Source organism: Gemmatimonas aurantiaca (assembly GCF_037190085.1).
Classification (GTDB): Bacteria; Gemmatimonadota; Gemmatimonadetes; order Gemmatimonadales; family Gemmatimonadaceae; genus Gemmatimonas; species Gemmatimonas aurantiaca_A.
The window spans coordinates 218,088-237,513 of record NZ_JBBCJO010000010.1; the positions used below are offsets into that span (position 1 = coordinate 218,088).

General features: G+C 65.3%; 18 protein-coding genes. 6 read left to right on the forward strand and 12 right to left on the reverse strand.

The window, feature by feature from the left end; all coding sequences use genetic code 11:
• Nucleotides 1-2: 2 nt before the first annotated feature.
• The 5 genes from WG208_RS13220 to WG208_RS13240 form a co-directional block, all read right to left on the reverse strand.
• Nucleotides 3-1,925, reverse strand: coding sequence for an ATP-binding protein (locus WG208_RS13220; protein ID WP_337171839.1), 1,923 nt, complete (start codon nucleotides 1,923-1,925; stop codon nucleotides 3-5).
• A gap of 46 nt (nucleotides 1,926-1,971) precedes the next feature.
• Nucleotides 1,972-2,889 (reverse strand): enoyl-[acyl-carrier-protein] reductase, encoded by a 918-nt coding sequence (locus WG208_RS13225; protein ID WP_337171840.1) that lies wholly within the window; start codon nucleotides 2,887-2,889, stop codon nucleotides 1,972-1,974.
• A 28-nt stretch (nucleotides 2,890-2,917) separates the two neighbouring features.
• Nucleotides 2,918-4,018: an L-threonylcarbamoyladenylate synthase gene (locus tag WG208_RS13230; protein WP_337171841.1), complete on the reverse strand. Its 1,101-nt coding sequence runs from the start codon at nucleotides 4,016-4,018 to the stop codon at nucleotides 2,918-2,920.
• A gap of 82 nt (nucleotides 4,019-4,100) precedes the next feature.
• On the reverse strand, nucleotides 4,101-4,913 hold the full coding sequence (locus WG208_RS13235) for an SDR family oxidoreductase (RefSeq protein WP_337171842.1): 813 nt from the start codon (nucleotides 4,911-4,913) through the stop codon (nucleotides 4,101-4,103).
• Nucleotides 4,914-4,963: 50 nt separating this feature from the next.
• Entirely contained in the window at nucleotides 4,964-5,233 is a 270-nt protein-coding gene (locus WG208_RS13240; RefSeq protein WP_337171843.1) for a DUF2007 domain-containing protein, read from the reverse strand.
• A 59-nt stretch (nucleotides 5,234-5,292) separates the two neighbouring features.
• Here WG208_RS13240 and WG208_RS13245 point away from each other — a divergent pair, with 59 nt between their 5' ends.
• A complete protein-coding gene (locus WG208_RS13245; RefSeq protein ID WP_337171844.1) occupies nucleotides 5,293-5,823 on the forward strand; it encodes a 2'-5' RNA ligase family protein in 531 nt (176 codons plus the stop codon).
• Nucleotides 5,824-5,857: 34 nt separating this feature from the next.
• Here the strand turns inward: WG208_RS13245 and WG208_RS13250 are convergent, their stop codons facing one another.
• Nucleotides 5,858-6,340: a hypothetical protein gene (locus tag WG208_RS13250; RefSeq protein WP_337171845.1), complete on the reverse strand. Its 483-nt coding sequence runs from the start codon at nucleotides 6,338-6,340 to the stop codon at nucleotides 5,858-5,860.
• A 245-nt stretch (nucleotides 6,341-6,585) separates the two neighbouring features.
• On the opposite strand from WG208_RS13250, the gene WG208_RS13255 reads away from it, so the two are divergent.
• Nucleotides 6,586-7,389: an enoyl-CoA hydratase-related protein gene (locus tag WG208_RS13255; RefSeq protein WP_337171846.1), complete on the forward strand. Its 804-nt coding sequence runs from the start codon at nucleotides 6,586-6,588 to the stop codon at nucleotides 7,387-7,389.
• A 6-nt stretch (nucleotides 7,390-7,395) separates the two neighbouring features.
• Here WG208_RS13255 and WG208_RS13260 read toward each other — a convergent pair whose 3' ends face one another.
• Nucleotides 7,396-8,595: a sugar phosphate nucleotidyltransferase gene (locus WG208_RS13260; protein WP_337171847.1), complete on the reverse strand. Its 1,200-nt coding sequence runs from the start codon at nucleotides 8,593-8,595 to the stop codon at nucleotides 7,396-7,398.
• A 135-nt stretch (nucleotides 8,596-8,730) separates the two neighbouring features.
• Between WG208_RS13260 and WG208_RS13265 the strand changes: the two genes are divergently transcribed.
• Both WG208_RS13265 and WG208_RS13270 read left to right on the forward strand, forming a co-directional pair.
• Nucleotides 8,731-10,260 carry a pyridoxal-dependent decarboxylase gene (locus WG208_RS13265; protein ID WP_337171848.1) on the forward strand — a complete coding sequence of 510 codons (1,530 nt, stop codon included), beginning with the start codon at nucleotides 8,731-8,733 and terminating at the stop codon, nucleotides 10,258-10,260.
• Between the two features lie 105 nt (nucleotides 10,261-10,365).
• A complete protein-coding gene (locus tag WG208_RS13270; RefSeq protein WP_337171849.1) occupies nucleotides 10,366-10,941 on the forward strand; it encodes a hypothetical protein in 576 nt (191 codons plus the stop codon).
• Between the two features lie 28 nt (nucleotides 10,942-10,969).
• Here WG208_RS13270 and WG208_RS13275 read toward each other — a convergent pair whose 3' ends face one another.
• The 3 genes from WG208_RS13275 to WG208_RS13285 form a co-directional block, all read right to left on the reverse strand.
• Nucleotides 10,970-12,019 (reverse strand): LacI family DNA-binding transcriptional regulator, encoded by a 1,050-nt coding sequence (locus tag WG208_RS13275; RefSeq protein WP_337171850.1) that lies wholly within the window; start codon nucleotides 12,017-12,019, stop codon nucleotides 10,970-10,972.
• 50 nt (nucleotides 12,020-12,069) lie between these two features.
• Nucleotides 12,070-12,597, reverse strand: coding sequence for a TlpA disulfide reductase family protein (locus tag WG208_RS13280; RefSeq protein WP_337171851.1), 528 nt, complete (start codon nucleotides 12,595-12,597; stop codon nucleotides 12,070-12,072).
• A gap of 99 nt (nucleotides 12,598-12,696) precedes the next feature.
• The gene (locus WG208_RS13285) at nucleotides 12,697-13,422 is read right to left on the reverse strand and encodes a cytochrome c biogenesis protein CcdA (protein ID WP_337171852.1); all 726 of its coding nucleotides are present in this window, start codon (nucleotides 13,420-13,422) and stop codon (nucleotides 12,697-12,699) included.
• Between the two features lie 177 nt (nucleotides 13,423-13,599).
• Here WG208_RS13285 and ettA point away from each other — a divergent pair, with 177 nt between their 5' ends.
• Nucleotides 13,600-15,267, forward strand: coding sequence for an energy-dependent translational throttle protein EttA (ettA, locus tag WG208_RS13290; RefSeq protein WP_337171853.1), 1,668 nt, complete (start codon nucleotides 13,600-13,602; stop codon nucleotides 15,265-15,267).
• A 48-nt stretch (nucleotides 15,268-15,315) separates the two neighbouring features.
• Here the strand turns inward: ettA and WG208_RS13295 are convergent, their stop codons facing one another.
• Complete coding sequence (locus WG208_RS13295) at nucleotides 15,316-16,470, reverse strand: Fic family protein (protein ID WP_337171854.1); 1,155 nt, start codon at nucleotides 16,468-16,470, stop codon at nucleotides 15,316-15,318.
• 237 nt (nucleotides 16,471-16,707) lie between these two features.
• On the opposite strand from WG208_RS13295, the gene WG208_RS13300 reads away from it, so the two are divergent.
• On the forward strand, nucleotides 16,708-17,430 hold the full coding sequence (locus tag WG208_RS13300; RefSeq protein ID WP_337171855.1) for a hypothetical protein: 723 nt from the start codon (nucleotides 16,708-16,710) through the stop codon (nucleotides 17,428-17,430).
• Between the two features lie 110 nt (nucleotides 17,431-17,540).
• Here WG208_RS13300 and WG208_RS13305 read toward each other — a convergent pair whose 3' ends face one another.
• Nucleotides 17,541-19,367, reverse strand: coding sequence for a hypothetical protein (locus WG208_RS13305; protein WP_337171856.1), 1,827 nt, complete (start codon nucleotides 19,365-19,367; stop codon nucleotides 17,541-17,543).
• Between the last annotated feature and the right edge of the window lie 59 nt (nucleotides 19,368-19,426).

The window sequence follows — 19,426 nt, forward strand, 5'->3', positions numbered from 1 at the left end:
CATCACCCCGGGTTCGTGACGCCGTCGATGGAGGCACGCACCCGCCGGGCGAGTTCGAGGGACGTGAACGGCTTGGCCAGCAGCGTGCGCTCGTCCGTGGTGATGCCTTTGCGCAGGACGTCGTCGTCGGTGTATCCGGACACGAACAGCACGGGGAGCCCCGGGCGTTGCGTGACGAGATGATCGGCCAGCGCCCGTCCGTTCATCCCGGGCATCACGACATCGGTGACCAGCAGCGCGATGCGACCGGGAAAGGCCAGCGAGATCGCCATGGCCGCATCACCGTCGGCCGCCGCGAGCACCCGGTAGCCGCGACGCTCCAGCGCCGCCGTCGCCACGGTGCGCACCGCGTCTTCGTCTTCGGCCAGCAGGATGGTCTCCGTGCCGGCCAGTGAGCCGGCTTCCGCGTCGCCTTCACTGGGTCGCGACACCGATTCGTCGAGATGCGGCAGCAGGAGATGCATGACGGTCCCCACACCCAGGGTGGACTCCACCCGGATCTCTCCACCGGCGCGTTCCACCATGCTGCAGGCCAGCGCCAGGCCGAGTCCCGAACCCTTGCCTCGTTCCTTGGTCGTGAAGAACGGTTCGAAGATGTGCGCCTTGACGTCGTCGCTCATCCCCGTGCCGTTGTCGGCCACACTGATCGTCGTCCACTCGGTGTGCGTGTCGAGCGTGAAACGCTGCCGCTGCTCCGGCGAGATCCGCGCCACCCGGATGTCGATACGTCCGCCGGCCGGCAGCGCGTCGCGCGCATTGCTGACGAGATTGAGCAGCGCCTGTTCCAGTTGACCGGCGTCGGCGCGGATGGTGCCGACATCGCTGTCGAGATGGGTGTGCAACTCGATGTGTTCGCCGATCAGACGTCGCAGCAACCGGTCGAGGCCGAGGACGATGGCATTCGGATCGAGCACGGCGGGCTGCAGGACGGCCTTGCGACTCACGGCGAGGATCTGACGCGACAGCTCCGTTCCACGCACCGCCAGGGCCCGGATCTCGTTCACATCGCTGTAGGCTTCGGTGCTCGGGTTGAGCTGTGCGAGCAGCAGGTCGCAGTAGCCGAGCATGCCGGTGAGCAGATTGTTGAAATCGTGCGAGATCCCGCCGGCAAACGTCCCGATGGCTTCCATCTTCTGCGCCTGCCGCAGTTGTTCCTCACTGCGCGCGAGCGCCCGTTCGGCTTCCCGCCGCGCGGTGATGTCCATGCCCACCGAGAGCCAGCTCGCGCGTCCCAGCCGTCGCGAACTGGTGGTGATCACATCCATCTCCATGCGCTTGCCGGTGGCGGTGCGGTGCATCCAGCTGCCCGCACTCTGCCGGGACTCCGAGAACGGCAGCCGCGCACCGCTGAATCGATCGAGTTCCGACGGATCGAGCAGGTCGACGATCTGCAGTGTGAGGAAGTGCTCACGATCGTATCCGTACTTGTCGATCGCGGCCTGATTGACGGCGAGAATGTTGGTCGTGTCCGCGTCCCAGGCCCACATGGGCAGCGGATTGGAATCGAAGAGGAATCGGTAGCGACGCTCGTTGTCGGCCAGCGCCGCCGTGCGACGCTCCATCGTTTCCGCCATCTGATTCAGCGCCACCGCGAGTTGTCCGACTTCGTCGCTCGACTGGATCACCGAACGATGACCGGACAGTCCCGCCGACAGCACGTGGGCGTCGTGAATGAGCGCTTCCACCGGGCGCACGATCAACCCACCGACCGCATAGGCGATGAGACAGCTGATCATCAGTGCGCCTGCCAGGAGCGCCCAACCGGTGAGTCCGTCTTTCCGCAGATCGATGAACGCCGCCACGAGCACCGGCAGAGCCATCGTCACCAGGGCCATGATGAGCAGTCGCACACGCAGCCCCAGGCCCCGGACGGTGGTCGCCGTCGGAGAGCCGGGGGCTGCGATGGGGCGCTCCTGAGTGGTCACGGTTCAGCAGATGTTCTGCGCAGGTGCCGACGGGATGCCCGGTGAATCAGTCGCCGGATGGCGCGGCGCCGGGCGCCATCGACACGGCCATGCCCATGGCATGGTATCCCTTGTCGACGTACACCGTGGAACCCGTGATGCCACTGGCGAGATCGCTGGCCAGGAAGGCGGCCGTGGTGCCCACCTCACGCGCGTCGAGGGTCTGCGGCAGCGGGGAGTTCACTTCGCAGTACTGCACCATCGTCTGGATGATGCCGATGGCGCTGGCCGCACGCGAGGCGTACGGACCGGCGGAGATGGTGTTGACGCGGAGACCCCACTTGCGACCGGCTTCGAACGCCAGCACGCGGGTATCGCTCTCGAGCTGCGCCTTGGCCGACGACATGCCGCCGCCGTAACCCGGAATGGCGCGCTCACTGGCCATGTAGGTGAGGGAGCACACCGAGCCGCTGGGACGCATCAGCGGTCCGAGACGCTGCACCATCGACACCAGCGAATACGCACTCGCGCTGGACGCGGCGAGATACCCGGCCCGACTCACTTCCAGCAACGGCTTCTTGACTTCGGGACCGTTGGCCAGGGAGTGAAAAACGATATCGAGCGGTTGCGCGCCGAAGTCCGCCACGAGGCGTTGCGCGAGACCGTCGATGGAGAAGTCGCCCAGTTCCTTGTAGCGCTTGTTCTCCCGGATGTCCTCGGGGGCATCGGCCAGCGTGTCGAACACGGCGTCGAGAGGATAGATGCGTTCGAAGGTCAGCAGGGAACCGTCGGCCATCTGACGCGACTCGTCGATTTTTCCGCGTTCGAGGAGATTCAGGAAGATGTTGAGCGCCGGCGGCCAGGTGGCCACGCAGACACTGGCTCCGGCTTCCGCAAATGCTTTGGCGATGGCCCAGCCGAAGCCGTTGTCGTCGGCAACCCCCGCAACGAGGGCGCGCTTTCCAGTCAGATCGATAGGTAACATCCGTAAAACATACTCGAAGACGGCGCGGTCAGCGCGATGCGCGGGTCAGCCGATCGCGGATCCCATCCCATCCAGGCTCGTCGGGTGGGGCTTCGATGAGCACCAGTGATGCACCGCGTGCATCGACCTCGTGCAATGCCGCATAGAGGGCCTGCGCGTACGCCATGGGCGCAGCGGGCATGGCGATGGTCTGCACCATGGCCTGCACCGATGAGTTCCCGAATGTGATCGTGCGCAACAATCCGATCACGGGATGCAGGCCATCGAGCACCGTGGTCTCCGCACGTTCCCGCAGCGCCGTTTCCACTTCCTCGCGCTGCGCGGGCGTGAACAGCCAGACATCGGCCCGCGGTGCATAGTGGCGATCGGCCATGCCCGGTGAACGCGGCACGTGAGACGCCATGTGCGCCGTCGAGTCCGTGGGCGCAGCCATTGCCGTATCCATGGCCTCTCCATGCGGCACCGCCGGCGTCGTGGCATGGCGGACCACGATCCCCAGTCCGTCCAGCGCGGCTTCGAGGGTTTCCCGTCCGATCATGCCGGGACGCAGAATGGTGACCACGTCCTCTCCGCAGTCGACGACCGTGCTTTCGATTCCCACGGTACAGGGCCCGCCATCCAGCACGAGGGGCACACGATCCCCCAGTGACGCCACGACATGTTGCGCCGTGGTCGGACTCACGCGCGTGAACCGGTTGGCGCTGGGGGCGGCAATGGGACAGCCGGCGGCGTCGATGAGCGCGAGTGCCACCGGGTGCGCGGGCACGCGCAGGGCCACCGTCTCTCCGCCGGCCGCCACGACGTCCGGGATGTGGGCTGCGCGGGGCACCACCAGCGTGAGCGGGCCGGGCCAGCATCGTTCCGCCAGTCGCTCCGCACTCCGGGGCCAGGTCGCGGCATGGCGGCGTGCCTCTGCGGCATTCGCGGCATGCACGATGACGGGATTCCAGGCCGGTCGCCCTTTGGCGGCGTAGATGCGCACCACCGCATCGGCATCGAGGGCATTCGCACCGAGGCCGTAGACGGTTTCCGTGGGAAACGCGACCAGCTCTCCCGCGCGAATGAGTGCGGCCGCTTCGGCGAGCGCTGACGGATCCGGGTGGACGGGGTCCACGGTGACGACACGCATGCCGGAATTCTAGCGGACGTGATGTCGGTGGACAGGTTGTGGGCAGGTCGTCGCGGCGGTTTTCGCGGCGATCGTCGTTGCGCTACTGCCGTGTTTCGATCGCGCGTCTGGCGATGCGGTCCACCAGGCGTGGAGAGATCAGCTTGAGCAGACGACCCAGCTTGCCGCGCCACGTCATGACGAGATCGCGGTCACGACGCGCGGTGGCCCGCAGAATGAGGCGCGCGCATTCCTCGGTGGGCATCGTCTCGCCCGGTTTGCGTTTGTAGGCGCGCTCGCCGTATGGCGTGCCATCGGCCGACAACGCGCGCTGATTGATCTCGGAGAACACGAACCCCGGATAGATCACCGTCACCGAGACACCGCTGCCTTCGAGTTCGATGCGGAGTGAATCGAAGAAACCGGCCATTGCATGTTTGGTGGCGCCATAGGCCGTGCGCTTCGGCACTCCTGTGAGTCCCGTGAGACTCGAGATGGCCACGATGCGTCCGGCGGTCTTGCGCAGGTGCGGCAGGGCATGCGCCGTGCACCAGACGCTGCCGAGGTAGTTCACCCGCATCAGTGTCTCGAAGATCGACAGATCGGTGATGGTGTCGAACGGCGCGCTCGATCCGAGCCCGGCGTTGTTCACGAGCACGTCGAGGCGGCCGTAGTGGGCGACCGTGCGCTCCACGAGGGATCGGCAATCCTGCTCCACGCCCACATCGCCCACCACCACCAGCGCATCGGCTCCTGCCGCCCGACAGGCGTCGGCCACCTGCATGAGACGTGCTTCGTCTCGCGCCGCGAGTGCCAGGCGCGCCCCGGCAGCGGCCCATTGTCGCGCGAGTTCCGCGCCGATCCCGCTCGACGCGCCGGTGATCAGCACGACCAGACCGGCAAACGGATGGTTCACAGAGCGCTCACCAGGCACGCACGGGTGGTTCGCGGCGACTCACGAGGGACTCAGAGCCCGCGCGATATGTCGTCGTCGTCCATCGGATCGTCCGACGGGTCGGTTTCGAACGGCGCATCGAGAATGCGCAGCGCCTGCACGCTGTCCGCCGCGCGCACCGCGAGACGCACCGGATACAGCAGATGCATGGCCGGAAGCATGCCGCCGGCATCGTCACGCAACACGACGGCAGGGATTTCATGTGCTTCGAGCACACTGCGGGCAACGAGCGCTTCCATCTCGTTCACGTATTCGCGGATGATCACCATGGCTTCTCCCATGGCGCGAAATTAGCGCGGCATGGCAGCCACCGTGAGTGTCCGTTCGTTACATTGTGAGCATGGCCGCAGCTTTTGGGATCTTTGTGCTCACCGAACTGACCGGTGAGGCGGGCGCTGTCGTGCGGGAGATCCAGCAGCGGTTCGATCCGAAGTTGGCACGGCTCACGCCGCCGCACATCACCGTGGTGGGATCGTCGGGCCTGGGCCCCATTCCCACCGATACGCCGGTGGATCGCATTCGGGAGGCGCTGCGGCCCATCGCCGCCTCCACGCCGCCGATGTCGCTGACATTCGAGCCGCCGCATCGCTTCATGCAGACCGACATCGTGTCGTTGCCGCTCGATCCGCATGGTCCGTTGCGCGCGCTGCACGAACGCATCGGTCGGAGCGGATTGCCCTTCAAGGCGGCACGATTCCGCTTCACACCGCACTGCACGCTGAGTTTCTATCCCACGCTCACGCCCGCACGTGAGCGCGAACTCCTCGCGTTGCGGGTCACCGCACCGGCCATCATCGACCGGCTGCAGGTCTATCTCACCCGCGATCCACAACCCAGCCGCCTGCTCTTCGACATCGCCCTCACCGGTTGACGGACAGGCGCGTGATGCGGGTCTCGACAAAAAATCAGGAACGGGTGTCTGGCCGCAGCTTCTGATAGCTGTTGGTCGCCTGCTTGAGCGCGAGCAGCGCCGACGCTTCGAGTTCGTATTCGAAGTGCAGATCGCCCAGGGTATCGTCACCCTGCGTGATCTGCCGGGATGCCCGTTCGGCGATGCTGTGCCGACGCAGATATTCCCGCGCCGAGAGCCACATGCTGTTGGCCGCCTGACGCACCTCCGCGACATCGGCCACCGGCACCTTGGCGCACTTCTTCTCGAAATCGCGCACCGCCTCGGCGAGTGCGAGATCGATGGTGTCGACCATGGCATGCGCTGCCTGCAGTTCGTTGCTCGATACCCCGAGAGCGATCAGGCGCGAGACACGCTCGTGCTGCCGGCACGTCTCGAACGCCGTACGGGCCAGCGCATCGCTGCACAGCAATGGCGCCAGGTCGGCAGACGGAGACTCGTTGGGAAGAACGGCAGCGGCGGAGCGGGAAGGAGCCATGAGACCGGAGATACGGGCAGAAGCGGGCGGGAGGTGCAGCCTGACCATCGCGTCGAATACGCCACCAGCGACGTCCGACCCTAGTGATCTAGCGGGACGACCCATATCCGTGGAAGTGGGGGCGTGTGGTAACTTCGTGAGTCCGAGCCAGCTTCCGAAGGAAAACTTCCGCACGAAAGCTCTGCGAAAACTTTCGCGGAAGACGCTGGAAGACGATCCGTTGGTGACAATCCGGAGACGATCTCATGACCGACCCGACACAGGGGTATCCCCATCTGCACGTGACTACCACGGAAGCGGGTGTCCGCACGATCACGCTCGATCGACCCGAGCGACTCAATGCGGTCAATCCCGCGCTGGCCGGATCGCTGCCACGCGCCATGCGCGATGCGGCGCGGGATGACGAGGTCCGTGTCGTGGTGATCACCGGCGCCGGTCGTGGCTTCTGCGCGGGACTCGATCTGTCCGAGCCCGCAGGTCTGGGTACGACGCGTGGTGAGAAACTCGATCCCTATTACTGGGTCGGTCGCTGGGTGCAGAGCATCACGCAGTGCGACAAGCCGGTGATCGCGGCCATCAACGGCGCGGCGGCCGGCGCCGGGTTCGGATTGGCGTTGGCCTGTGACATCCGTCTGCTGGCGGCGGGAGCGATCTGCACGGCCGGTTATGCGAGACGTGGCTTGTCACCCGATGCCGGCGTGACCTGGTTTCTGCCGCGTCTGATCGGCCAGGCGCGCGCCATGGACATCGTGCTCACCGGTCGCGACATCGCGGCCGATGAAGCCGGGCGCATCGGGCTCGTATCCGCCGTGCTCCCGGACATGGAATTCCAGGAGCAGGTTGCGCGGTATGCCGCCATGCTGGCCGGCGGTCCCCCCATCGCGCTGGCCCTCTCGAAGCGACTGCTGCTGGCCAGTGCCAGCGCGACGCTGGATGCACAACTGCGCGAAGAACTCGTCCACATCAAGCAGTGTTTCGCCAGCGCCGATGTGAAGGAGGCGATGCAGGCGTTCCGGGAAAAACGCGCGCCCGTTTTTCGTGGGGCGTGACCGTCGTTACGCGCGTCCGGGGTTGAAACGCAGACTGCCCGGCAGCGCATCGAGGAGCGGCGCCAGTTCGGTGGCCCGCTCCTGCGTGGTCACGAACGTCAGACCCTGGATGCTCACCACGATCATCCCCGAAATCCCGTAGGCCACCACGCAGCAATCGTCGGCGTGAATGACATTGCCGGAACTCTCCACGCAGTGCACCTGACCCATGACGCCGTTGCCGGTGTCGTCGAGTTCGCGCACGCGGCGCAATGAGGCCCACGTCCCCACATCGTCCCACTCGAACGCTGCCGGCAGCACGACGACGCGTGCACTGCGCTCCAGCAGTCCGCGATCGATGGAGACCGAGGTGACGAGTTCGGCAAAGGTCTCCATCTCCCCGTTCGCCAGCTTCGGCAACCCGTACTGCAGTTCGTGGGTGTGTCTGGCGAGTTCCTCCAGCACGACCTTGGCGCGCCACACAAAGATGCCCGTATTCCACAGGGCGCCCTTTTCGATGAGCACGTCGGCCAGTGTGGCACTCGGTTTCTCCACGAAGTGCTCCACATGACAGGCGCCCCCTTCGGTGCGGGCCACGAGCGGGTCCACCAGCGCCGCTGGCTGCAGATAGCCGAATCCCGTTTCCGGTCGGGTGGGGGTGGCTCCGATCGCCACCAGATGATGACTGCGGCCCGCGATCGATGCCGCGCGGCGCAGCGTGTCGCGAAACACATCGGGATATCCCACCGCGAGATCGGCATGCAGCGCCGCGAAGATCGTATCCGGTCCCGCACGACGGGCCACTTCGTGCGCGCCCCAGGCCAGTGCGGCCGCGGTGCCCAGCGGACGTGGCTCCACGAGCATGTTGGCGCGCGGAACCTCGGGGATGGCCTCGTGCAGGGCATCGGCGATATCGGCGCTGGTGACCACCAGCACACGTTCGGCCGGTACCAGCGGGGCGAGACGGGCCACCGTGTCGGCGATGAGCGGCCGTTCGTTCACCAAGGCCAGCAACTGCTTCGGCCGGCGCGGGGTGCTCAAGGGCCAGAAGCGCGTCCCGATTCCGCCCGCAAAAATCACGGCCCACATGGCCGTTCCCGTGTCCAGCAACGGGTCCGGCTCGAATTCCTCCAGCGTTGCCGGTGTCGCCACGTCCTCGAGCACGGTCACGGAATCGATGGACACCGACGGAACGAGGTGCGGACTGACGGCGTGAGGCTCGGACATCAGGGACGTCGGAAAATGTGGAAGCCGGTGGGGATGTCGGTGGAGGCCATGCGCACCGCGACCATCGCTCATGGCGATATCGGAGTCCGGCCTCGCTGGCGCATCGTCATCGACGCAGACAACATACTTCGACGTATGTCCAACCCGCACCTCACCGGCGAACCCCTGACGGGGAGTCCGGACGACCGTCGCGACCTCGATCGCGATCTCGACGCACTGGCGCTGCTCGAAGCCGACACCACCCTCGACGCCGCTCAGCCGCTGCTGGCGCTCGTCGAACGGTATTTCGCCGAGACCCGCACGGGCGAAGGCGCCGTGAGCACCTGGCACAGCGCCGAAGTGATCGCCGACCGTATCGCCGAGCCGCTGCCGCGTCGCTCGCGACCACTGGCCGACGTCGCGCGCCGACTGTCGTCGCTGCTGCTGCAGGACATCAATCGGCTCGCCCATCCGATGTACATCGGACACCAGGTCTCGGCGCCGTTGCCCGCCGCGGTGTGGACCGATGCGCTGATCAGTGCGCTCAACCAGTCCCAGGCCGTGCGGGAGATGTCACCGGCGTTCACCCCGCTCGAGCATCAGGTCATCGAATGGATGACCGATCTGGTCGGCTGGGATGCCCGGGCCGGCGGTACGATGACATCGGGCGGCACGGAGGCCACCCTCACGGCGTTGCTGGCGGCACGGAGCCGCGCCATTCCCGATGTCTGGAGCAACGGAGTCGGAACGTCGCCGCCCGTGCTCGTGTGTGGGGAACATGCACACTACGCCGTCGCCCGTGCGGCGGGTGAGATGGGCCTGGGGCTCTCGCGGGTGGTGGTCATTCCGAGTCACGGGCACCGCATGAGCGTGCCGTTGCTGCGGGAACGGCTGACCGCGTTGCGGGCGGCGGGCACCCGTGTGATGGCCGTGGTGGCGACCGCCGGGTGTACGGCCACGGGAGCTTTCGACGATCTCGACGCGATCGCCGATTGCTGCGACGCGTTCGCCGACGACAGAGGGCCGCTCTGGTTGCATGTCGACGCCGCCCACGGTGGCGGCGCGCTGCTGTCCGCTCGGCATCGGCATCGTGTGAAAGGCCTTGCCCGGGCCTGCTCGGTGGCCTGGGATCCCCACAAGACGATGTTGCTGCCGTTGGCCGCCGGCATGCTGCTGGTGCGGGAGGAGCACACACTCGAATCGGCGTTCGCTCAACAGGCGCCGTATCTGTTCACACCGGCCGACGATGCCCGCGCCTGGGACATGGGGCCACGCTCCTTTCAGTGCTCCCGACGATCGGATGTGCTCAAGGTGTGGGTGGCCTTCCAGCGATACGGTGCCGATGCGTTGGGCGCGCTCTACGACCGGCTGTGCGGGATGGCACGGACCCTGTACGAGCGACTCGAGGGACATCCGCACTTCCGGCCTCTGCATGAGCCCGAGTCAAACATCCTGTGTTTCGCCTGGAACCCCGAGGTGCCCCACGAGGATCGGGATGAACTCACCAATCGTCTGCGTGAGCGGTACAATAGATCGGGACGCGGCTGGATCACGGCCACCACGCTCGACGGACGACGGGTGCTGCGAATCACGGTGATGAACGCGCGCACCGATGTCCCGCATATCGAGGCGCTGGTGAGTGGTCTGGAAGCGGAAGCGCAGCAGGTGCTCAGACATCACGGGTGATCATGATCGATCGTGATCGATCGCGGCGGCTGGTGCCGCGATCGACGCGAAGGTCCACGGGATGTCTCACGCGGAGTTCACGCAAGTTTCAGGGGAGTTATGCGAATGTCGATCCATCCAGCTGCTCTCGGCGTGACGCTCGTCCTCGTGACGGCGGTGACGGCTACCGGCTGTGCGAGTGCGAACTCCAGCGCACCGGTCCAGGAAGTCAATCCACGACAGGCCGTGATCTATTCGGGGCCTGACTCCCCCACGATGTACGCCGACGCCGCGCGCGCGGCGCAGCAGGTGTTCACCGCGGATCCGGCCAAGGTCTGGGCCGCGGTGAAGCAGACGTATCTCGACTACGGCATTCCGGTAACCGTGGAGAACCCGGCCGCAAAACAGATCGGCAATCCCGACTTCTACCGCACGCGCCAGTTCATGGGTCGTCCCATGACCGAGCTGCTGTCGTGCGGCTCCAGCATGACCGGACCGAACGCCGCGACCTTTCGCATCTTCATGTCACTGCTGACGCAGGTGGCGGGAGACGGTGCAGGGAAGACCACCGTCGCAGTCACGTTCGTGGCGTCGGCCCGCGACATGAGTGGCGGAACGAGCGGCGATCGTCTCCCCTGCGGCAACACCGGTCTGGTCGATCAGCGATTCCTGGCCCAGGTCGAGAAGAATCTGAACCGCTAGCCGACGGCAGATCGTCAGCGGAGAACCATCAGCCGAGCGGGGTCAGCGGCCGACCATCGGCATCCGACTGCGCGATCATGCGCACGGCCGCTCCACAGCTCGCGCGGATCACCAGTTCCACCGGCAGCACTTCGTGATGCACGGGAACAGCCGTCTCTCCGCCCCGCACGGTCTCGATGAGACGCAGCACCGCGCGCTCGCCCAGTTGGTAGATGGGCATGCGGACGGTCGTGAGCGAAGGTGACAGATAACGCGTCATCGGAATGTCGTCGAAACCCGTGACGGCGATGTCTTCGGGGACGCGCAGATCGGCATCCTTGATCGCGGCAATCGCGCCGATGGCCATGCTGTCGTTCGCGGCGAAGATCGCGTCCGGACGTGCGCCGCTCTGCAGCAGCAGTGTGACGACGTCGTACGCGGTGTCCATGCGGAACTCGCCGTGCAGTTCGCGCAGCTCGCAGTCCTCGTACCAGTTGGCGACTTCGCGTACGGCATGCAGCCGCTCGCTCGCATCCATCTGTCCGGATGGGCCGCGCAGGAACACGATCCGGCGATGGCCCAGCGATAGCAGATGTTTCATCATCGTCGCCGCGCCTTCGAAGTTGTTCACCGCGAGCGTGGCGATGTCGCCGGCATCGCTGCCGGCGCCGACGAGGACGGTGGGATACCGCTCCGCCACGTCGGCCAGCGTTGCGCGCGCGGCCACCGTGGGCGAGAGCGCGAGGAATCCGTCCACGCGCCCCCGCATGGTGCTCACCGCGGCGGTGATCTCATGAGCTTCCCGGCGTGCCGACGTGACGAGCGTGAGAAAACCATGCTGCCTGGCCGTTTCATCGATGCCGCGGATGAATTCCGAGAAGAACTCGCCGTAGAGATCGGGCAGCAGCACGCCGAGCGTGCGGGTACGCCGCAACGACTGGCTGCGTGTGCCGCCGTGTGGGGCATAGCCCATGCGGGCCACCACCGAACGCACCCGTTCACGCGTGTCGTCGGTGACACGCGCGGCGTCGTTGAGCACACGGGAAACCGTGGCGATGGACACCCCCGCCGCGCGGGCGACGTCCCGGATGGTGACCACCGGGCGTTCCTCCTGCTCCCGTGGCTCCCCGGGCAAATGCTCCCGCGACATCAGAGCGCCTTCTTGATGGCGGCTTCGAGATCCTGGGTGCCACCCACGCCCGTGTAGACGATCTTGCCCGCCCGGTCGACGACCACCACGTAGCTCGTGGCCGGCACATCGTAGGCACCGCTCACCGTGCCCTTCCGGTCGTACAGCAGATCGCCGGGCAGTTTGTTGGCCGCCTGCCAGGCCTTCACCCGTTCGAACGACTGGTTCACCGACACGGCCACCGTCACGAACTTCACCCGGGCGCCGTGTTTGGTCATCGCGGCGCGCATGGCCGGTTCGAGTTGTTTGCAGTTGCCGCACCACGTGGCCCAGAACTCGATGACCGCCGGTTGTTTGCCGATGACCGCCGACAGATCGACCGTCTGGCCCGCCATGGTTTCCAGGGGGCCGCCCGGCGCCTGTTCTCCCACGGCGATCCCGAGATCCTGCGCGGCCAGCGGCGTGGTCAGCGGAGAGGCCGGCGCGAGTGCGATCGTGGTGATCACCGCGCCTGTGACGAGCAGGGCGCGCAGAGCCATGCGGCGCATGGAAGTGACAGGAGCAGTCATGTCGAACCGGGAAAGCGGGTGGGAAACGGCGGGGCAGGGGCGGGACGCGCAGGACGGGCGGGACGGGATCGCCCCGGGTCAGAAGTAGACCTGGCCCATCTTGATGAGGTAATACTCCGCCATCGCCAACATGGTGAAGGCAAAAAGCTTTTTCACCGTGAGCATCCAGGCACCGGCGCGGGGCAGGCGGGAGAGCGAGCCCGCCGACAGCCCCACGATCAGCAGCAGGGTGCACATGCCCAGACTGAAGGTGAAGAGGTAGACGAAGCCGAGTCCGGCCGATCGGGTGGTGGAGACCCAGGTGAGCACGGCCGCCATGACCGGCGCCGAGCAGGGGGCGGCCACCAGTCCCGACGCGGCACCCATGACGAAAGCGCCGGCCGCGCGGCCTCCCGTGCCCGCGCTGGCGGCGCGCTGCATGAGCGCTGCCGGCACCCGCACCGGGATCACGTCGAGCATGGCCAGGGCCGCCAGCAGCAGCAGGTTGGCCATGACGAAGAACGCCCACGGGTTGGCCGAGACCGTGCCGAACATGGTGCCGGTGAGGCCGGCGAGCAGGCCCAGTCCGGCGTATACCGTGGCCAGGCCCATGACATAGGCCATGGAAAGGCCCAATGGACGCCATCGTGACGCCTTCATGGCGCCAGACTGTTCCGATGAAGACTGCCCACCCACGATGGCGGCCGTGATCGGGATCATCGGGTAGACGCAGGGCGTCAGGCTGGTCAGCACGCCGGCGCCGAACAGCAACGGAAGAGCGGCGGCGGGATTGCCGGAAAGCTGGGCGGCCACGTCGATCTGCATGTCCTCAATCTACTGAGAGGTCTGCCGGGACGTTGGAGAGACGCGAGAGGGAGAGGTTGTCGGCCAATGAACACGGGGGACGGACACGGCCGTGCCCTGTGTATCTTTCAAGGTTGGACCTGGAGCGCCGCCATTGGCGCCGGTCCGTGCCCGTACCCGACCCTCTCGATTTCATCCATGGCTCCGCAGTTCATCTACGTGATGAAGGGACTGCGCAAGGTGATTCCACCTTCGCGCATCATCCTCGACGATATCTGGCTTTCCTTCTATCCCGGCGCGAAGATCGGCGTGCTCGGCCCCAACGGCGCCGGTAAGTCGTCGCTGCTGCGCATCATGGCCGGTGTGGACACCGAGTTTCAGGGTGAGGCCTGGGCACACAAGGGTACGCGCATCGGGTATCTGCCGCAGGAGCCCGAGCTCGACGCCACACTCGATGTGCGCGGCAATGTCGAACTGGCCGTGAAAGCGCAGCGTGATGCGCTGAACGAGTTCAACGAGATCTCGCTCAAATTCGCCGAACCCGATGCGGATTTTGATGCCTTGATGGATCGGCAGGGCAAGCTGCAGGAGTACATCGACCAGCACGATCTCTGGAACCTCGACAACAAGATCGACGTGGCCATGGACGCGCTGCGTCTGCCGCCCGGAGATGCCGCGGTGACACATCTGTCGGGTGGTGAGAAGCGTCGCGTGGCGCTCTGCCGCATCCTGCTGGAAGAGCCGGACATGCTGCTGCTGGACGAACCCACCAACCACCTCGACGCCGAGTCGGTGGCGTGGCTGGAGCATCACCTGGAGCGTTTCCCGGGCACGGTGGTGGCCATCACGCACGACCGCTACTTCCTGGACAACGTGGCCAAGTGGATCCTCGAACTCGACCGCGGCAAGGGCGTGCCGTACGAAGGGAACTACTCCGGCTGGTTGGAGCAGAAGCAGCAGCGGCTGAAGCAGGAAGAAAAGCACGCCAGCGCGCGGCAGAAGACGCTCGAGAAAGAACTCGAGTGGGTGCGCATGTCACCGCGTGCGCGGCAGGCCAAGAACAAGGCGCGTCTGCAGGCCTATGAAGATCTCGCGAGTGAAGCGCAGAACGATCGGGTCATGCAGAATGAGATCGTCATCCCACCCGCGCCGCGTCTGGGCAATGATGTGGTGCGTGCCAAGGGACTCAGGAAGGCGTTCGGCGACAATCTGCTGTTCGAGAACCTGAATTTCGATCTGCCGCGTGCCGGCATCGTGGGTATCATCGGCCCCAACGGCGCCGGCAAGACCACGCTGTTCCGCATGATCAACGGACTCGAGAAGCCCGACGCCGGTGAGCTGGTTGTCGGCGAGACCGTGCAGATCAGCTATCAGGACCAGCATCGCACACTCGAAGGCAAGCGCACGTTGTGGGAGGAGATCTCGGGCGGCCGCGAGACCATTCCCGTGGGCAAGCGCGAGCTCAACTCACGCGCGTACGCCGCGAGCTTCAACTTCAAGGGCGCCGATCAGCAGAAACTGGTGGCGAACCTCTCGGGTGGTGAGCGCAACCGGTTGCATCTCGCCAAGACCGTGATGCAGGGTGGCAACCTGCTGCTGCTCGACGAACCCACCAACGACCTCGACGTCGACACGCTGCGCGCGTTGGAAGAAGCCGTGCTCGACTTCTCGGGGTGCGCGGTGATCATTTCGCACGATCGCTGGTTCCTGGATCGTGTGGCCACGCACATCCTGGCGTTCGAAGGCGATTCGGAAGTGGTGTGGTTCGAAGGGAACTACGGCGCGTACATCGAGGATCTGAAGCGCCGGAAGGGCCCGGATGCGGACCAGCCGCATCGGATCAAGTACAAGAAGTTGGTGCGGTAAGCACGGGTACAACGGACTGGCCGGTTCGCCGCGCGATGGCGAACCGGCCTACGCCGTTTCCGTTCCCGGGTATCGCTCGAAAGCGTTCTGGTCCTCTCGCAGCAATTGCATCAGCTTCGGATGAATGAACAACTTCTCCTTCGACGCGACGGGATACTCGTCCAGCACGCCGATGGACTGGAGTTGCTTCAGGTAGACCGATGCCGTCTGCCGTTTGGCGATCCCGCGTTCCACGACACTGCTGATGCGACAGTAGGGCAACTCGAAGATCAGATCCACCAGCTCTCGGCTGTAGATCTTGGGAAGCTCCTGCTTTACGTACGCCATGGTGTGCGCTGAGAGTGCGCAGATCGCACTGATCTTGTCCATGGTCCATCGCGCGGTCTCTTCGATGCCGCGAATCATGTACAGCAACCACGACTCCCAGTCGCTGTCACTCGTGACGCGCTGCAGCAGCCGATAGTACTCGGACCGGTTGTCGTTGATGTACCGGCTGAGGTAGAGGATCGGCAATGTCAGCAGATCCTGGTCGATCAGGAACAGGCTGTTGAGCACACGACCGGTGCGTCCGTTGCCATCGATGAACGGATGAATGGCTTCGAACTGGTAGTGCCCGATCGCCATGCGTACCAACGGGTCCAGGTCCGTCGTTTCGTGCATGAAGCGCTCCCAGTTCGCGAGCTTCTCACGAAGCAGGGACTCTCCTTCAGGCGGGGTATAGACCACCTGATGCGTCGCGGTGTTTCGGAGAGCGGTTCCCGGTAGTCGCCGTACGGTCATCTGAACGCCTTTGATCCGACTGCAGATGATTTCGGCCATGCGCGTGTTCAGCGGGTGTTCGCCGAGTGCGTGGTATCCATCGAAGAGCGCCCGGCTGTAACGGAGCGCTTCCCGGGTCGCGGTATCCGCGTGTGTTTCATCGCGCACGTGCTGAAACAGGCGATCCGTCGTCGTGACGATATTCTCGATCTCGGAGCTCGCCCCGGCTTCGAGGAGAGACAACGTGTTGATGAGGATGGTCTGATTGGGAGTCAGCTCAGCAGCTTGCCGAAGCCCGGCGACGGCAGCACGGGCCCTGATGCACTGCTTGAGAACCACCTTGGTCTCGACATCGGCCTGCGGTGGCAGGTCCGGCAGGCCATTATAGGGCTTGTCGGGCTGCCATGGCAAAAACGTGTCGATGTTTTCCTCTTCGTTCGACATGTTCTTATTGTATGTCGATGGCATCGACATGACAAAAATAACTGTCGATGATTTCTATTTTTATCGACATGGCCAATTTTTGTGTCGATCGAATCGACAAGATCTCAATATATGTCGACATTTCTACAATATATCGACATAAAGAATGATTTCCCCTCCCTGTACGTAAACTGAATGACCCCTGCGCCGCTGCCTGATGATCGTCGGCACTGCGCGGATCCACGCTATCGTTCCCCCATGAAACTCCGAAACGTTCTCTCCCTCTCCGTGGTCGCTGCCGGCTTCGCCCTGGCGACTCCGGTGCAAGCACAAGACGCCGCGCCGCGCCCCGTCACGCTCCGCTTCCGCAAAGCCGGTGACACCACCGTCATCAAGGGCGCCGTGATCAGCATCGATCACACCATCGAAGCCGGCACCACCGACTCGCTCGGCATCGTGACGGTCCCCGACCTCGAAGACGGCGGTCACATCGTCGAGGCCGTGGCCAAGGGGTACCAGGCCTTCTTCGACAACTTCACGGTCGGGCCGAACACGCCGATGCCGATCGAGTTCGAGATCCTTGCCGTGGTGGCGGCGCCCAAGCCCAGGGGTGTGATGACCGAGCTGACGCTGGATGGCTTCGAAGCGCGCCGCGCCAAGGGGCAGGGGAAGTTCTTCAGCGCGGCGCAGCTCAAGGCGGCCGACGGACGCCCGCTGTCCAACCTGCTCAAGGTCGACGCCGGCGCGAACATCGCGGCCGGACCGAACGCCGAGTCCTTCCTGGCCGCGAAGGGCAACCCGAACTGCCGCGCGGCCGTGGTGCGTGACGGCCTGCGTGTCTACCCGTACGAGAGTGCCCTGCCGCCGGATCTCGACAAGATCTTCACCGACTACCTGGCGGGTGTCGAGCTTTATGCCACCACGCCCGCCGAGCTTAAGGACGCCGGTACCTGCGGCGCGCTGGTGCTGTGGTTTCGCTGATCTGAGCGGCGGTTCGCGGTGGTTCACGGAAACGACAAAGGGCGCCCCGATGGGGGCGCCCTTTGTATTTCGTGGCGGCTGGTGATCAGCCGCCACGACTCATCAATGGCTTACTTCACCGCCGCCAGGCGACGGATTTCCGCGGCCATCGTGCGGACGCGCGCGCCATCCTTGGCACCCGCGGCATCCTTGTCCACCTGCGTGGCCAGGGTGCGCAGCGCCGCTGCGCGCGCCGCGCCGGTCTTCGCTTCGGCGTCGGTGAGCGCGTTGGAGATGGCCGTCGTACGCGCCGCATCGAGGCCGTTGCCACGCACCAGCTGGTCGAGGTACGAACGCACCACCACGAACGCGGGCGGCCACGAGTACTTCGGCTGGCTCTGCGGATTGAACTGGGTGTAGGTCACCAGCTTCGCCGCCGCGATCTCGTTGGCCGACAGCTGATCACTCGGCGTCAGCTCGAGGATGTCCAGGCCGCGGTCCATCTCGGACGAGTAGATGTGGCCGTTCCAGTAGTACGCACCCCACGAACCGCCGATCGTGTTGCCGTTGCCACGCACCGGCGGGCCTGCCGGTGCCGCGGCGGACGGCACGTCCACCGGCCGCGGCGGGTTGATGGCGCCACGGTCGAAGTAGCCGATTTCAAAGGCCTTGTCGGGATCCGTGAAGTCCATGATGTTCACGCCGCCCTGGTACCAGCCCTGCACGTACAGGTCGCGACCCGGCACCGGGATGATGCCACCATTGTGCGACACGCAGTTCTCTTCGGCCGACTGCGCCGCCGGCAGCTTGAAGTAGGCGCGCTGCGTCTGCCTGTTCTTCGCGTCGAGCGTGATGATGGTGTTGCCGCCCAGCTCGATCATGCTCGAGGCCTGGCACATCGGGCCCGTGCCGCCGCCCCACTCGTCGGTCTGGATCAGCTTCCGGCCGTCGTTGCTGAACGCAGCCGTATGACGACCCTGGAAGTTGTTGGTGTCCATGATCGCGTCGATACGGAACGGCTTCTCCGGATTCTTGATGTCGACGAGAATCGAGTGCGTGGTGCAGGACGCCAGCAACAAGTTCATGGCCGGATACGCCGTCACGTCATGGCAGTTGCGCGGACCATCGGGCATGGCCTCGGCGGCCGCCGGACGGCGGGCCGGTGCACGACCGGACGTCGGCGCGCAGAAGACTTTGCACTCGCCGCCGCCATCGAGACCGGTGAAGATGCGTGCGCCCGGAATCACCTTGGCCTGCTCCGGGTGATCGAGCGGCACCTTGATGATGTCGAGCTGGTACAGCGAGTTGGTCGGATCGGCTGGATCGTTGCCGTTCTTGCAGCCGGCCAGCTCCGTTTCCGGACGTGCCGCCTGCTGACCGGAGACGTAGAGGTAGATGGTCTTCTTGTCGGTCGGGCTGGGCACGAGCGTGTGCGTGTGCGAGCCTTTGCAGGTCTGCACGTTCTTCACGAGCTTGGGCGCCTTCGGGTTGGAGACGTCGAAGATGCGGACGCCCGCCATGTGGTCCTTCGGATCCTGCACCCCGCCATCGCCGCAATCGTTGCGGTTGCCCGCGCCTTCGGCCGAAATGAAGAGCAGGTTGCCGTAGATGGTCGGGTCACCCTGCGAGGTGATGCAGCGGGTGACCGAAACGATCTCGGGCTTGGCCGGGTTGCTGATGTCCAGGATCGTGAAGCCGGCGAAGTTGGCCTGGTAGACATACTTGTCGCCGAACGCCATGTCGGAGTTCACGAACGTGAGGCCGCGCACCGTGTCGAACTGGGCCGCCTTCGGCGTCGTGGAGACGAGCTTCATGTTGCTCGTCGCAATGCCGGCGTCGTAGCGACCGGGCTTGAGGGTGCTGCGGGGATCCTTGCTGGACGGGTACGTCTGTGCCGACACGAAGGCCGGTACGACGAGCGCCGCCAGAAGGAGGTTCACGCCACGCATGACGCGCATCAGGTGATACTCCGTTTGTAGTGGTGGGAGGGACGCCGAGAGTCTGGAGTGCTGCGGAG

Bases quoted from the DNA above. Each gene is read 5' to 3' on its own strand.
- WG208_RS13225 (WP_337171840.1), bottom strand. From the start codon at position 2,889: ATGTTACCTATCGATCTGACTGGAAAGCGCGCCCTCGTTGCGGGGGTT.
- WG208_RS13230 (WP_337171841.1), bottom strand. From the start codon at position 4,018: ATGCGTGTCGTCACCGTGGACCCCGTCCACCCGGATCCGTCAGCGCTC.
- WG208_RS13240 (WP_337171843.1), bottom strand. From the start codon at position 5,233: ATGGGAGAAGCCATGGTGATCATCCGCGAATACGTGAACGAGATGGAA.
- WG208_RS13245 (WP_337171844.1), top strand. From the start codon at position 5,293: ATGGCCGCAGCTTTTGGGATCTTTGTGCTCACCGAACTGACCGGTGAG.
- WG208_RS13250 (WP_337171845.1), bottom strand. From the start codon at position 6,340: ATGGCTCCTTCCCGCTCCGCCGCTGCCGTTCTTCCCAACGAGTCTCCG.
- WG208_RS13255 (WP_337171846.1), top strand. From the start codon at position 6,586: ATGACCGACCCGACACAGGGGTATCCCCATCTGCACGTGACTACCACG.
- WG208_RS13260 (WP_337171847.1), bottom strand. From the start codon at position 8,595: ATGTCCGAGCCTCACGCCGTCAGTCCGCACCTCGTTCCGTCGGTGTCC.
- WG208_RS13265 (WP_337171848.1), top strand. From the start codon at position 8,731: ATGTCCAACCCGCACCTCACCGGCGAACCCCTGACGGGGAGTCCGGAC.
- WG208_RS13270 (WP_337171849.1), top strand. From the start codon at position 10,366: ATGTCGATCCATCCAGCTGCTCTCGGCGTGACGCTCGTCCTCGTGACG.
- WG208_RS13280 (WP_337171851.1), bottom strand. From the start codon at position 12,597: ATGCGCCGCATGGCTCTGCGCGCCCTGCTCGTCACAGGCGCGGTGATC.
- WG208_RS13285 (WP_337171852.1), bottom strand. From the start codon at position 13,422: ATGCAGATCGACGTGGCCGCCCAGCTTTCCGGCAATCCCGCCGCCGCT.
- ettA (WP_337171853.1), top strand. From the start codon at position 13,600: ATGGCTCCGCAGTTCATCTACGTGATGAAGGGACTGCGCAAGGTGATT.
- WG208_RS13295 (WP_337171854.1), bottom strand. From the start codon at position 16,470: ATGTCGAACGAAGAGGAAAACATCGACACGTTTTTGCCATGGCAGCCC.
- WG208_RS13300 (WP_337171855.1), top strand. From the start codon at position 16,708: ATGAAACTCCGAAACGTTCTCTCCCTCTCCGTGGTCGCTGCCGGCTTC.
- WG208_RS13305 (WP_337171856.1), bottom strand. From the start codon at position 19,367: ATGCGCGTCATGCGTGGCGTGAACCTCCTTCTGGCGGCGCTCGTCGTA.